This window comes from Staphylococcus pseudintermedius, assembly GCF_001792775.2.
In the GTDB taxonomy this organism is placed as follows: Bacteria; Bacillota; Bacilli; order Staphylococcales; family Staphylococcaceae; genus Staphylococcus; species Staphylococcus pseudintermedius.
The window spans coordinates 161,110-175,764 of sequence record NZ_MLGE02000002.1; the positions used below are offsets into that span (position 1 = coordinate 161,110).

Here is a 14,655-nt window from a genome sequence, read left to right on the forward strand (position 1 = left end):
GTATAATGAATTGCGAAAAGTTAGGAGAACACCATGGCCTTATTTGTCATCTTAAATATCATTATCGTCGTTGGCGTATTTCTTATTGATATGTATCGACATCAATACCAATATGTGCGTTTAAGTGCTTTCTTATTTGCGATAACAGTGAATAGTTTACTAAATCCTATTTTATTAAACCAGCTGAATTTTATTACGATGAGTAGCTTTTTAATGTATTTCATTTGGTTCATCTTACAAATTTATTTAGATCGCCATGTGCGTACTTTTAAAATTCACAACCAAAAATTTTTCGCTGGTATTACTGCTATGATTATTAGCATTTTATTCGTTGTGATGACACAAACGGCAGATCAAACAATTTATATGTCTGTGCCATACTTAGCACCTGCTATCTTTTTATTCGGTGCCATCTTACAATTTTCTAGCGTGTTACATTCACCACGGTTTGAAACTTTTTATCGCCGTTTGAAAATGGAAAACCCATTATTCATAGGTGCCTGCTTTATTGTTGCGTCCATGATACTGATGATGCTATTGACGCCTTTTTGGTACTTATATCTCATCATTTACGCGTGCCTCATCCTCATCTTTTTGTTAGAACAAATATTTATTTTAGAAAAAGATGATTAAAAACAAGTTGAACGTGGTATGTATTAATTGAGCCTTAATATAGTTTAGAAAATAAAGGAGGCATTTACTATGGGTTTTATAGTGATGTTAATTGTCGGCGGTCTCATTGGTTGGGCTGCTGGTGCAATTTTAGGTAAAGATATTCCAGGTGGTATTATCGGAAATATTATCGCAGGTTTAGTTGGTTCTGCGATTGGTAGCTGGTTATTAGGTCATTGGGGTCCAGAATTCGGTGGCGTATACATTTTACCAGCATTAATCGGATCAATTATTTTAATCGCATTAGCTTCATTAATTTTAGGCAAAATGCGTGGTAAAAAATAGACTCATCCGTCTAAACATACTGTGATAAATACAATATAAAGGTGTAGATGATGAAATCTTCTTTCAAAGACTTCAATCATCTACACCTTTTTTGTATCGCTTTTATTGCACATAGAAGTCAAATAGACGACATCATTAAATAAAAAGCGTTGTTACATTCACCACGTTCTCCTTAAATCGACACGTCTTGTTTCGTTTCATTATCACTTTTTGGCATGCCTACATTCGATGCTTCTACAATATACTTCGGCCGTTGTTTTACTTCATAATAAATACGTCCTATATATTCACCAATCACACCAATTGAAACGAGTTGGATGCCACCGATAAATAACACAGCCGCAATCATCGTAAAGTAACCTGGGACATCAACACCGTGAATGAGTGTATCAATAAAGAGATAAATAATATAAATCATACTGACGCCAAAAATGAGTAAGCCTAAATAAATCATTGTGCGAAGTGGCTTATAATTAAAAGAAATTAAACCGTCTATCGCATAATTGAGCAAGCTTCTAAATGACCATTTCGACTCACCCGCTTCACGCTCGACATTTTCATAATGAATGACCTTACTGTTATAACCGATCCATGAAAAGAGTCCTTTTGAGAAACGGTTGTACTCTTTCAAGCTGACAAGCGAACAGACGGCACGCTGACTTAACATTCTAAAATCACCGACACCATCTTCTAACTCTATATCCTCAATGAAATAATTAATCATTTTGTAATATAAACGGGTTACCCATTTGCGCGATGCATGCTCACCAGCGCGATTACGTTTGGCAATAATTTGATCATAACCTTCACGATACGCTTGGACCATTTCAGGTATTAACTCAGGCGGATGTTGTAAATCGGCGTCAATCATCACGACCGCATCGCAATCCGTACTATGTTCAAAACCCGCAATCATCGCAGCCTCTTTCCCAAAATTTCGACTAAATGAAATAAATTTCACATGGGGTGACTGTGCGGCTGCCTGTTGGAGAAGCGTCATTGTATCATCTTGACTCCCATCATCAACAAACAACATGTCGTAATCATAAGATTGGTCGAGGCTATCTTTTTCTAGAATTTCTGTTAATTCTTGAATCGTTTGATGTAAGACGTCCGTTTCATTAAAACACGGGACAATCACACGTAATTTCATTTTGTGCACCTACTCCATTAGCTTTTTTCTATCTACTATCCTTTGTTTCTACCCCTTTGCAGGAAAAATATAACTTTTGCTTTCAAAATAAAAAAGCGGCATAGAAGTCTAACGTTCAAATTAGATTTCGTATGTCCACTCTACATAGAAACAATTTCATACAATGCTGTTCAGTTACTTGTGCACATGTCTCCGATTGCTCTGACACACTTGCGATGATTCATTTAATTATAGCTAGAATGGTATTCCAATGCATCTCTAACTTTCCTTTACACTTTAAGCAATGAGACGGACATTGAGTTTTCCCATTTCCTATCCTATTGGTGAACTTATATCCATTACTGATGATAACAGCGTCGCAAAATGAGGATAAATTAGACGTAAAAATTGAATGCTATAGATTATCTTTTTTCATAAACTTGCCCTAATTGACTGTATTTGATGCAAGATTGCCCAGAATACTGAGACTCCTAAGGGATAAGTTAAAGGCTAAACAACGTCATTTAACTTTAAAAGGGGCTACCGTTTAACGCAGTAGCTATCTGACTTCTCAATGCACATGCTTTTGAGAAGTCTAGTCAGCCTTGCGGGGGCAGTACGACGAAATCTTTGTTACACATGAGATTCCTGTACTGCTCTCAAAATCCAATTCGGCATCCATCTAGTGTACACTTCAATCAAGCCGAATTGATTTGAAGGGCCAGCCCCTAGGAACGCGAAGTCATGAAGGCAATCAAAAACCGAAAATCGTAGGGAGGGCAAGTTTAACAAAATATTGCATCAATCGCATTAAAAGTTTTTATGTCCCATCCTCATTTAGGATTCATCTTTTAAATAATCATCCTCGTCATCTTCATTTTTTATGCGTGAGTCATTGTATTCATAACGCAATAGCACATGGATAATTTGATGGTTTTCAATTTCAGAAATCACCCAACGATCATGTGCCGTATCGACAAAATCATCTTGTTCAAGATCGGTGTTTTGCGCTTGAAGCCAACCGCCAATCGTATCAATGTCTTCTGAATCTTCAAAGACAATGCCGAACATTTCTTCTAAATCACTAAGTAATACACGTCCATTAATTTGGTATGTTTGCTCATCTAACTTCACGATATCGTTCACTTCATCATCGTCAAACTCATCTCGAATTTCACCGACGATTTCCTCTAAAATATCTTCCATCGTTAAAATCCCAGCTGTGCCACCGTATTCATCAATAATTAAACTGATGTGTACATGTTCGCGTTGCATACGTACAAGCGCATCACTAATACGTGTCGTTTCTGAAATCATTGGCAATTCGTGAATATAGTTACTGATTTTAATCGGTACACCTGATGCGTATTCCGTTAAAAATTCTTTTACGTTTATAAAACCTTTAATGTGGTCTTTATCGCCGTCTTCCGTAATAGGATAACGTGTAAATTGATGTTCTTTAATCGTCTCTAGCAACTCATCAACATTAAAAGGTTCGTTCAGTGTAATCATTTGCGTACGCGGCACCATAATATCTTTCGCGTGGCGTTCGTCAAACGAAAAAATATTTTGCATATATGCGAGCTCAGTTTGGTTGATTTCACCACCATGATAGCTGTTATTCATAATGATTTTGAGCTCTTCTTCTGACATCGCTTCATTACCTGCATTTGGATCTGCACCAAAAATTCGAATAATAAAGCGCGCAGAACCATTCATTAACCAGATGAGCGGCTTCATAATCAATCCGAAATAGTACAGCGGTCTTGCATAAAGTAATGCGATACGGTCTGTATATTGAATCGCTAAACTTTTCGGCGCCAACTCACCTATCACGACATGAATGTATGTCACGACAGTAAACGCCACGACGATAGATACCGTCATCACTAGCGCATCCGGGATATTCAGCAGTTCGATGACCGGGTGTAAAATCCTTTCAAATAAAGGTTCACCTAACCAACCTAAACCAAGTGAAGTCACTGTAATTCCTAATTGACAGGCTGATAAATAATAATCTAAATTTGAAATCATTTTTTTCACGACACGTGCATTCCCATTTCCCTCAGCAATGAGTTGTTCCACACGTGAAGCTCTCACCTTTACTAATGCAAATTCAGAACCTACAAAGACTGTAGTTAAAGCAATTAATGCAAAAAATATAAATAAGTATAATATGGTCGTACTATCCAATTAGTTCCCTATTAGATAGGGATTCACCTCCGTTAATTGACATCGCCCAATAGAAAGCAACGTTGTATTGATTTGGCTATAGCGACAAGTCATATTCACATTTCCTAAATCCTTCCCATTGAGCAACCTCCAGACACAAAAATATTAATTTTATCATATCATATCTTTGAGTGAAATTATACTATGAACGTGTGAGACTTGAGACCCATTTTGTTCAGATTACGATTTACCGTTATTTCACTTTGATTGACTTCTTTTATTGTACACACCACATTTTAACACGTGAGACTACATAGCACATCGCACGCATTTTAAAGTGGATAGACTATTTCTAACATCTTAATTCTCAAACTTTTCCCAAACATTTAAAAAGACACACGCATGATTTAAAAGCATGCCTGTGTCTCTTCAAAAATGTCTACGCTTTATTGGGTGATTGTTTAATCATACCGTAAATCACTGCACCGACAACCGCACCAATTAAGATGGCAAGCAGTGTGAGTAATGCGTGACTTGGATCTGTACCAATAATCACGACTAAACCACCGTGTGGCGCGTTAATATTGGAACCGAATAGTAACGCAAGTCCACCAGCAACACCAGAACCAATCATCATTGACGGAATGACACGTAATGGGTCTGCTGCCGCGAATGGAATAGCCCCTTCAGTTATAAAGCTTGCGCCCATCACAAAGTTAGGAATGATTGAACCGCGTTGTTCTTTAGTAAACTTAGAACGGAAAATCATCATCGCTATCGCAAGTGCAATTGGAGGCACCATACCACCAACCATTGCTGCTGTAATTGGCGCTACATTACCTGCTGTTAACGCTGCATTACTGAAAACGTAAGCTGCTTTATTGAACGGACCACCCATGTCAATCGCCATCATTGCACCGAGTATGATACCGAGAATGACCACATTGCTACCTGATAAGTTATTCAATCCTGAAATTAAAGCATTATTTAACCATGCAGCAGGTGTATTGAATACGTAAATCATCAATAAGCCTGTGACAGTAACAGAAACGATCGGGTAAATCAATGTTGGTTTAAGCCCTTCTAACATTTGCGGGAAGTTTTGCGTTGCTTTCTTAATCCCTTGTGTTAAATAACCTGCTAAGAAACCAGCGATAATCCCACCTAAAAATCCCGAGTCACCAGAGACTGCAAGCATACCGCCTACAAGACCGGCAGCAAAACCTGGTTTGTCAGCAATACTACGTGCAATGTAACCCGCTAAAATAGGAATAATTAACGCAAATGCACTCTTATTCCCGATGTTCCATAACGTTTCAGCAAATGCATTGTATTCAGAACTTTTCGGATCCATCGCATTTGGCCCAATCATAAATACAATCGCCATTAAAATACCACCCGCAATAACAAGCGGCAACATATTTGATACACCATTCATCAAGTGTTTGTAAATCGCTTTACCGACACTTAGTTTTTCATCTTCGTCATTTGTGCTTTGACGATTGTCAGCTACGAATGGTTTACGCGTTGTATCTAATGCTGTGTTAATTAATGATTCTGGGCGTTTGATCCCATCAGCTACAGGTACTTGAACCACGTTTTTACCATTAAAACGATTGGTTTCAACGTGAACGTCCGCCGCAACAATCACACCTGTCGCACGTTCGATATCTTCTTGTGTTAATCTATTTTTAATGCCACTAGCGCCGTTTGTTTCGACTTTAATGTTAATACCCATTTCTTCAGCTTGTTTTTTCAAAGCATCCCGTGCCATATACGTATGTGCAATACCTGTTGTGCAAGCTGTCACCGCAAGAATATAAGGTTCATTATGATCTACAGGTGCAGGTTCAGCGGTTGCTTCAGTGTCATCATCTGTCGCTTCATCATCTGCTTTATTAATAATTGCGAGCACAGCTTCAGGTGAATCTGCTTCTAATAAAGCTTGACGTACATTTTCATCCATTAAAACACTCGATAATTTGGCTAAAGCATCTAAATGCGTTTGTGCCCCAGTTGCCGGTGCTGCAATCATAAAGAATAAATGTGCCGGCTGCATGTCTAAGCTGTCATAGTCAACACCTGCTTTAGACTTACCGAATGCGATCGCTGGTGTTTTGACCGCTTCTACTTTCGCATGTGGAATCGCAATCCCCTCACCAATACCTGTTGAACTTTGTTGTTCTCGTTTGTGGATCGCTGCGATATAGTCATCTAATTGATTTAATTTTCCTGCTTGATTTAATTGTTGTGCGAGTTCGTCAATGACACTATCTTTCGTAGTCGCTGAAAGATCCATTGCGATTGTTTCTTTTGTGAGTAACTCAGTAATTCTCATGTTACCCCTCCTCATTAAGTGGTTGAATCGTCACATGTGCTTGGAGTTCTTGAATCATGTCATATTGTGCTAAATCATCGTTAAAGGCTGTCGCAGAACCTGATGCAACGGCTAATTTGAGTGCCTCAGGTAAAGCGAGGTTTTGAGAAATTCCTGCCACCATTCCGGCTACTGTACTATCACCAGCACCGACTGTATTGACAACTTGACCTTGTGGTGCTTGAATTTTGTATGCCACTTCTCGATCCGCATAAATCGCACCAGCACCACCGAGTGATACGATGACGGATTGTGCCCCTTTATCAACTAAACGGCGGGCATACGTTAACACGTCTTGGTCTGTCTCTATCTTCGTGTTAAACATTGCTTCAAGTTCGTGCTGATTTGGTTTAATAAATAAAGGATAATACGGTAAAATCCCTTCGATTAAAGATTTCTCAGCATCAACGACAAGTTTTGCGCCTGTTTGTTGTGCGATCTTTGCAATATCGATATAAATGGTGTCCGGCAGACTTGCAGGCACACTTCCGGCGACAACAACGATATCCTCAGCCGTTGTCACATGAAGTTGTTCGAATAAAGTCGCTACTTGGGTTTCGGTAATGTGCGGTCCAGCCGCGTTAATCTCTGTCTCAGTTTGACTCTTCAACTTCACATTAATACGTGTATCTTCATCAACTTGTGTAAATGCCGTATGAATTCCTTCTTCTTTTAAAGTGTTTTCGATAAATTGACCTGGAAAGCCACCGATAAATCCTAAAGCTGTTGAAGGAACTTGTAATGTTTGTAAGACGCGAGAAACGTTGATCCCTTTCCCCCCCGCAAATTTCGCAATGGCCGTCGTACGATTCAACGCACCCGCAGCAAAATCATCTACAAACATGACATAATCAATAGATGGATTGAATGTCACTGTATAAATCATCATTTGCCTCCTAATATTTCAAAATGATTGTCATAAATATCAAAATGACGCATATGACGTGCTTTTTCTGAAGTAATTAAAATCGGTTGCTCTGTCGCGTGAATCGCGGCTAAATATTGCTGATTGAACTTTGACGTATCCGCAAGTATATACACTTGTTGTGCGTGTTGCATCGCTGTCTCTTTCACAATCGCCTCTCGCTCATCCGGTGTCGTGAGCCCGGCTTCACAGTCGATACCATTCACACCTAGAAATACTTTGTTAAAGCGATAATGTTGTAAGAACGAGACTGCACGACTACCGACTACCGCCAAAGTGTTCGCCTTCACATCGCCACCGATAATTTTAGTTGCAATTCCCTTTTTCAATAACGCTTCAACATGTGGTAACCCGTTTGTAATCACCGTTATGTCTTTCGCCGTTAAAAAAGGAATCATTTCTAAAGTTGTAGAACCGGCATCCAAATACACACAATCACCATCATTCACCAGTTGTGCCGCTCTTTTCGCAATTTCCACCTTTTCATCAATATGCTGAGTGCGTTTCTCATGAAGTTCAGGTTCCTTTTGTTCGCTAATTAACTTTGCACCCCCGTGCACACGTGTCAACTTGCCATCGTCTTGGAGTTTCGATAAGTCACGTCGAATTGTGGAGGCACTGGAGCCCGTAAATTCCATTAAATGTTGTAATGATAAGAATTGATGTTGGTCTAATGCAGTAAGTATGAGTTCATGTCTTTTTTCCGTTAACAACTTTATCACCTCAATTCAGTTACATTATAGTGTATCCGTTTTCATTAATCAACCATTTTCATTCACAATCTTTCAAAATAAGTCACATACGCGTGAATAATTACAAAAATCAGTCATATTCAACCAAAAGCACATTGACTTTTTTCATTTTTGTCTTCGTTTAGCGCATGGAAATCAATATGAATCGTTATGTCGTCGTGCTATGATATAGTTAAATAGAATATCTAGTCAATGAACGATTCAAAAAGGAGCGTAACAGATTTGAAAAAGAATCACCTTGATGAAGCACTGACAGGTATCAGCATTTTAGATTTGATTTTTGTCGTTCCTTTCTTCGCACTCTTTTCTTATCTTCCTTTAGAACATTGGTGGCAATGGATTATCAATATCATCATTGTCGTACTATGTGCACTAGGTGCAGCATATCTTTTCTATACGATTAAAAAGCGATTCAACAGTGACCACCATTGAATAGTTTAGCTGGGGGACAGTATCATCGTCCCTCGTTATTCAATCGATTTGATTCCGAATTTTTGTTAAACTTGTAGTCAATACATATGAGGTGTAAGGGGGATGGAAAGATGCTAAAAAATAGAAAAGAACGACTGACGGCGGCAATCATTTCTTTAATCATTTCTATCGCTTTTGTCGTTCTAGACATTTTTAATATCATGACAAAAGAATCGAATACTGCACTCATATTAAGTATTAGTAGTTTGCTCGTTTTCTGGACTTTTATTGTCATTGACATTTATGTGCTATACAAACTCAAAAAAGAAGCGTGACCGACTTTTCCCGTCGCATCACGCTTTCTTTTTTATATTAATATTTAGTAACGTTCGTAAGCGTAAGAACCAATGACTGCACCAGCTGGAATGCCGATAAATGGTGTGAAAATCGTACTCAACAACACCATTGACACAATCATAATCACAAAACTTTTCGAACCTATCTTCATATCTAACAAATTCTCTTTAACTCGTTCAAAATAATCCCTGACTTTCATCATATACAACTCCATTTTTGGCATTTTTTAACTTCGCTACCCCCTTATAATAGCTCATGAATCGCATTGTATACATGAGTCCCGGGGCCTATATCAATGTCAGACATTTGTTGTATATGGCAAATGTTCCAAAGTATCACGCCTTTTTCAAATTACTGAATGACCTGCTTCACTTCAGCATGACTCATCTCAATTAAATCATGCGGCGCTAAGCCCATTTGTACGCCGCGCTGTCCCGCACTCACAAAGACCCTGTCGAGCAACTCTATCGTACCATTAATGACTGTCGGAAAATGAGTCTTCATTCCAATCGGTGAGCAACCTCCACGTATATAGCCTGTCACTTTTTTCAAATCGTCGAGCGGCATCAAGTGCAATTTCTTTTCATGAACTGCCGCCGCTGCTGCTTTCATATCTAAATGTGCTGTCACTGGAATAACGAAGACAAAATGCTCATGGTTGGCATTTTCAAGAACGAGCGTTTTGTACACTTCTGCACTATTCGCGTTAATCAGCGCCGCAACTTCATGACCTTCAAGATGTCCCTCACCCACTTCAAACGTTCGAATCTCATAGTTCACTTTCGCTCTATCCAATTGACGCATCGCATTTGTTTTCTTTTGTTTCGCCATGATCTTACCTTCTTTCTATCATTTATCGCGCAAATATCGACCGCACAACTTGTTCATCTGAATCACTTTGGTCATATGTCATTAATTGTGCAATGACTTTTTGATGATCAACAGATGATGTTGTTTCAATGTATTGCTGAATTTTTTCAACATCTGGTGTGACTTTTTGAATACTTGGAAATTCCGTCATATCAAAGTAAAAGCCGACATCTTGTTGATAATCTACTGTATCTTCATCAAGAATTAAAATAGGACGATTTAAATGCGCATAATCAAACATTGCTGACGAATAATCTGAAATCAGTACATCTGATATTAAATATAACTCTTGGATGTCTACCATTTCATTAAAAAAGCAATGGACACGCGGATGCAAATTTTGATAAAGTTCACGCAAATGCCCTTCATTCGGATGCAATTTCACAATCATTTCATAAGATGACGGGAGACGTTCCAACAATGCGACAATATCTAATTCTGACACTGATTGTCGCGCATTTTTACGCCAAGTCGGACAGAATAAAATGTACTTTTTAGTCGCATCTCGTTGGAAGAAATACTTTTCTTGAATTTCCAACCATTTCGCTTCATCGTTTTGATGGCGAATTAACAAACTGTTCCGTGGCGCACCGTGACGTAAAATCGTTAAATTCGGATGAGTATCAAGTCGAAATGCCGAGCGAATATAAGTTTCGTAGCGTTCTGAAGTGGATAACAAGACATTCCATTTCTGCATACGTGGTGCAAATTGTTGCGCTTGTTTTTGACGTTCAACAGCATCCACTAAATCATTCACCATCCGTTTAAGCGGAAAGCCGTGCCACGTTTGAATCACTTGTTGGTCAGGATGTTTCACCAGTCTATCCCACAAATTTCCGTTAATGACCGCATAACGACATCGTTCAAAAGCACGCATGTAAGCACGTGTGCCAAAGCGTATAGGTGTCATATCATAGCTACGAACTTCCATTTCCACTAACGGATCTGCCGCGCTCACATAAATCGTAAGCTCCGGATACAATCGCTTCATCGCACATGCAATGGCTTTCGGATCACCTGAAAAGTTTTTACCATGAAACGATTCGATAAACACCGCCTGGCCAGACACGTGACGACGTTGATTTTGAAACTTTTTCACTTGTGCTTCAACGTTAAAGAGCCCTTTACGCGTGAATTGATACAAACGCGACCCTTTACGGAACGGACTTTTCGGTGCTTGTTCTGCTGTCTCTTTCACTTTCACTACAACACGTTTCGCCGTGTTTTGGACATATTGGTAACTTGCTTTCATTTTTGGTTTGGCAATTTGTGACACATCAATCGTATGCGCTGCTGCCATAGCCATTGTTTGAGCAATCAATGCCTCTGTATCGTGACCTTGCGCAAGTTGTGTATGGAAAGTCTCGACATCCGCTTCACGTTCCGTATCTGTATACTTACCATTAACCATCTCTACAATTTTTGCAGCATCACTTTCTAATGATTTTGTAATCCAAGTGACTGCATGAAACGGCGCATAAATATCTTTCAACACACCATCCTCGCCTGGATAAAGACACACACGATTGCCTTGTGCCATTGCTTCTAATATCGAATAACCAAACGTTTCATACGGTGACGTGGACACGTAAATATAATCTGTCGGCTCTGACCCGTTAATATGGACATAATCTTCTAAATGATACGCAACGACAAGATTTTCGTACAGTTCCAGTGATGGTCCATATCCTTGTAAATAAAGATGAATGCGCGTTTCGCCTTGTGTATACACAAAATAACGCATCAACTTTAACACATACGAAATGTCTTTAATTTCATCTTCAAAACGGGCTTTCATTAATAAATTGTGCGTTTGGTGGACAGGTTGCGTTTGAAATTGCACGTGCTGATGGTTCACATACATCGGAAAGACATACGGATAGTCATAGCGCTCTTGAAATGCTTCTGCAATTTTTGGCGTACTGACACGCACTGCATCAATCGCTTCCAATGCCAGATCCATTTGTGGGTTCAGGTACGCTAACGGACTGTGAATTTCACCTAAAATGCGCATTTCCGATGTACGATGTTTCACTTCTCGCGCAAATTCGAAAAAGTCCTCGCGTGTTAAAATGAGTAAGTCTGCCTGAGCTAACGTCTGTGCCCCGCGAAATGCGATAAACTGCGCGCCTTCAATCGCTTGCCCTTCTTCAGCTTTCAATTGACTCACTTGACGCTGACGAAAATGCATATAATTGACATATGTCACTTGATGACCTGCATGCAGAAAACTTTGGATTAAATTGAGGTTACTTCGCGTTGTGCCACCTTTTTGAAAAATGTTATAGCCTAATATTTTAATGTGCATCACGTATTCGCTCCTACTTCTTCAATTCAATTTCCCACATTATAACATGAAAACAGCAGATTATCGCATGACGCCAATGTCGTAATGACGTGCCATGTGAGATATCTGCTGTTTCAAATTATTTTTAATTCACATCTCTAAGACTGTTTCAAATTTTGATGACGTCGCAACTGTTTTTCAATCAAAATCACAATACAGCCGAGGAGCATGAACATAATCGACATGTATAATGGATATTCAATATTAACATCATATAAACCACCAGCAATGAGCGGCCCAATAAAATTCCCCATACTCGTAAATGTTGAATTAAGTCCACCAGCAAAGCCTTGACGATTCCCCGCAATATTTGAGAAATAATTCGTTAATGCAGGTCGAATTAAGTCAAAACCGATAAACACGATGAAACAGATCAACATCACTTGCCAATAGCTATGTGCAAAAATTAAAAGCATAAGGACAAACGCCGAATAGATTAAAGCGTATATAATAAACACGAGCTCACTCATGCGACGTATCATTTTATCAAATAAGAACACTTGGAAGATGGCACCAAAAATACCGCCACCTGTAATCGCAATCGAAATGTCAGCTGGTGTAAAATCCATTTTGTCCGCCGTATACAATGGAAATAACGTCTCAAATGCAGATAAGCCAAACGCTAAAATTAATGTTAAAATGGCGGGTGTAATAAAAGCTTTGTAATTTATTTTGCCAAATTCCGTACTATCAAACTGTGCAAACCCTTGTGTCGTTGCACGTTTCGGTGACTGGATGAAGAGCAAAGTACAAATAAAAGCCAAAACGCCGAGCACACCAGCAAAAACAAAGGGTAAACGATGTGAAATCTCTGCCAAGAAACCACCTATCCCCGGCCCTAAAATAAAACCCGCTGAAATGATGGCTGACATGTAACCAAAATTGCGCGCTTTATCTTTTGGTGGAGAGAGATCCGCAATCAAACCTGTCACCCCTGGCATGACCATCCCAGCACTAAAGCCCCCAAGTACACGTGACACGATAAGTAACGAAAAAGTATGGCTCCACGCAAATAAAAACTCCGAAACACTAAATAAAACTAAGCCAATACAAATAATGAGTTTTTTGCCTAATCGGTCTGCCAAAGTCCCGCCAAAAGGTGAAATCAACATTTGAGCGAGCGCAAATACTGCAACGAGTACACCCAAGTCTGCCCCGGTGAGTCCTAAATCTTTTAAATAGACCGGTAGCACAGGAATAATGAGCCCGATTCCTAAAAAGACTAAGAAAATATTCAAATATAAAATGATGAATTGTTTTTTCAAATGCGCCACTCCTTCCGCTTCATTCAAAATATTACAACATTATATAACATTTGTTTTACAAAAGAAAGTTTCGAAACACTAAAATTAAAAGTTTTTGAAATCAAGAACATCAAACCTTTTGTATATTATAAACAAAAATTTTATAGCTTATTATCATCTAAAGGGAGCCGGTGCACGTGATGTAAAGATTCCGCTTCCCTTCACTTTCACTGTCATCTCTACAACTCGAGACTGATTCCTATTTAAAAGACAGTGAAAAATTTGAAACCATCGAAATTAACGGTTATGCTATATATCTCATAGAAGGAGGTATCACGATGAATGCCCGATACATTGCACGTATCACCTATGTGGTATTAATTCTTATTTCAATACTTATTCCCAATCAATTAATGTTTTTAACACTCAATGTATCTTTAGCTTATATTCCATTAGAATTGGCCTATTTGATCAAACTTTTTATACCGGGGCGTGCATTTGAATGGCCGCTTTTTATCATATACTTATTTATCTTTATATTAATGTTACCAAACACATTTTATATGGTGACAGATTTAATCCATTTGAATCAATTTACATTTAATTTTTTGGCTGAACTCAATTTATATGAGTGGTTCCATTTCACATTACTCATCTCATCAGTCATCTTCTCACTTTATTGTTATGTGTTAATTGTGATGGAAATTTATCACCTCATTCAAGTTACTCCATTACGTATCGTTGCTTTGTTCGGCATGATGGTTTTGAGTGGACTCGGCATTTATGTAGGTCGCTTTTTACGTTTTCATAGCGTGCATATTATTAATCACCCATTTTCCGTCATCGTCTCAACATTAAAATCACTGAATCTTGAGGCACTTATTTTTGTGTCATTTATCATATTAATTCAAGCTTTACTATTTTTATTTGTGAAAGGAGTTCGAAGCCGTACATGATTTCAACAGTTATATTTATCAGTGCGATACCGGCCTTTCAACTTCTGATCACTCTATTTTACTATCAAATCGGCTGGCGCAAATGGTGGCCCCTCGTCATGCTGTTACTACCTATGGGCATTGCTGTATTCGGAATTCAACTGTTGTATTACGAA

14 protein-coding genes are annotated in these 14,655 nt (G+C 38.7%); 5 read left to right on the forward strand and 9 right to left on the reverse strand.

Annotated features, from left to right (window positions below; genetic code table 11):
* The first annotated feature begins 33 nt into the window (after nucleotides 1-33).
* Both BJK46_RS02520 and BJK46_RS02525 read left to right on the forward strand, forming a co-directional pair.
* Complete coding sequence (locus tag BJK46_RS02520; RefSeq protein WP_037543793.1) at nucleotides 34-633, forward strand: hypothetical protein; 600 nt, start codon at nucleotides 34-36, stop codon at nucleotides 631-633.
* 69 nt (nucleotides 634-702) lie between these two features.
* Complete coding sequence (locus BJK46_RS02525) at nucleotides 703-957, forward strand: GlsB/YeaQ/YmgE family stress response membrane protein (protein ID WP_014614552.1); 255 nt, start codon at nucleotides 703-705, stop codon at nucleotides 955-957.
* Between the two features lie 172 nt (nucleotides 958-1,129).
* Here BJK46_RS02525 and BJK46_RS02530 read toward each other — a convergent pair whose 3' ends face one another.
* From BJK46_RS02530 to BJK46_RS02550, 5 genes are all read right to left on the reverse strand, one after another.
* Nucleotides 1,130-2,110: a glycosyltransferase family 2 protein gene (locus BJK46_RS02530; RefSeq protein WP_096535838.1), complete on the reverse strand. Its 981-nt coding sequence runs from the start codon at nucleotides 2,108-2,110 to the stop codon at nucleotides 1,130-1,132.
* A gap of 816 nt (nucleotides 2,111-2,926) precedes the next feature.
* Nucleotides 2,927-4,282 carry a hemolysin family protein gene (locus BJK46_RS02535; protein WP_014614554.1) on the reverse strand — a complete coding sequence of 452 codons (1,356 nt, stop codon included), beginning with the start codon at nucleotides 4,280-4,282 and terminating at the stop codon, nucleotides 2,927-2,929.
* Nucleotides 4,283-4,700: 418 nt separating this feature from the next.
* Nucleotides 4,701-6,599 carry a PTS fructose transporter subunit IIABC gene (locus BJK46_RS02540; protein ID WP_014614555.1) on the reverse strand — a complete coding sequence of 633 codons (1,899 nt, stop codon included), beginning with the start codon at nucleotides 6,597-6,599 and terminating at the stop codon, nucleotides 4,701-4,703.
* A gap of 1 nt (nucleotide 6,600) precedes the next feature.
* Nucleotides 6,601-7,524, reverse strand: coding sequence for a 1-phosphofructokinase (gene pfkB, locus BJK46_RS02545; RefSeq protein WP_014614556.1), 924 nt, complete (start codon nucleotides 7,522-7,524; stop codon nucleotides 6,601-6,603).
* Nucleotides 7,524-8,276 carry a DeoR/GlpR family DNA-binding transcription regulator gene (locus BJK46_RS02550; protein ID WP_014614557.1) on the reverse strand — a complete coding sequence of 251 codons (753 nt, stop codon included), beginning with the start codon at nucleotides 8,274-8,276 and terminating at the stop codon, nucleotides 7,524-7,526. The genes pfkB and BJK46_RS02550 overlap by 1 nt, the downstream gene beginning before the upstream one ends.
* Nucleotides 8,277-8,537: 261 nt before the next feature.
* Between BJK46_RS02550 and BJK46_RS02555 the strand changes: the two genes are divergently transcribed.
* Entirely contained in the window at nucleotides 8,538-8,747 is a 210-nt protein-coding gene (locus tag BJK46_RS02555) for a DUF6007 family protein (RefSeq protein ID WP_014614558.1), read from the forward strand.
* Nucleotides 8,748-8,857: 110 nt separating this feature from the next.
* Nucleotides 8,858-9,061, forward strand: coding sequence for a hypothetical protein (locus BJK46_RS02560; protein ID WP_014614559.1), 204 nt, complete (start codon nucleotides 8,858-8,860; stop codon nucleotides 9,059-9,061).
* Nucleotides 9,062-9,105: 44 nt separating this feature from the next.
* On the opposite strand, the gene BJK46_RS02565 is transcribed toward BJK46_RS02560, so the two are convergent.
* From BJK46_RS02565 to norA, 4 genes are all read right to left on the reverse strand, one after another.
* The gene (locus BJK46_RS02565; RefSeq protein ID WP_136084069.1) at nucleotides 9,106-9,282 is read right to left on the reverse strand and encodes a VraH family peptide resistance protein; all 177 of its coding nucleotides are present in this window, start codon (nucleotides 9,280-9,282) and stop codon (nucleotides 9,106-9,108) included.
* A gap of 152 nt (nucleotides 9,283-9,434) precedes the next feature.
* Complete coding sequence (ybaK, locus tag BJK46_RS02570) at nucleotides 9,435-9,914, reverse strand: Cys-tRNA(Pro) deacylase (protein ID WP_014614561.1); 480 nt, start codon at nucleotides 9,912-9,914, stop codon at nucleotides 9,435-9,437.
* A gap of 22 nt (nucleotides 9,915-9,936) precedes the next feature.
* A complete protein-coding gene (locus BJK46_RS02575) occupies nucleotides 9,937-12,261 on the reverse strand; it encodes a CDP-glycerol glycerophosphotransferase family protein (RefSeq protein WP_103263536.1) in 2,325 nt (774 codons plus the stop codon).
* A gap of 137 nt (nucleotides 12,262-12,398) precedes the next feature.
* The gene (norA, locus tag BJK46_RS02580) at nucleotides 12,399-13,565 is read right to left on the reverse strand and encodes a multidrug efflux MFS transporter NorA (RefSeq protein WP_014614563.1); all 1,167 of its coding nucleotides are present in this window, start codon (nucleotides 13,563-13,565) and stop codon (nucleotides 12,399-12,401) included.
* A 317-nt stretch (nucleotides 13,566-13,882) separates the two neighbouring features.
* On the opposite strand from norA, the gene BJK46_RS02585 reads away from it, so the two are divergent.
* Complete coding sequence (locus BJK46_RS02585; protein WP_014614564.1) at nucleotides 13,883-14,500, forward strand: DUF1361 domain-containing protein; 618 nt, start codon at nucleotides 13,883-13,885, stop codon at nucleotides 14,498-14,500.
* Nucleotides 14,501-14,655: the final 155 nt, after the last annotated feature.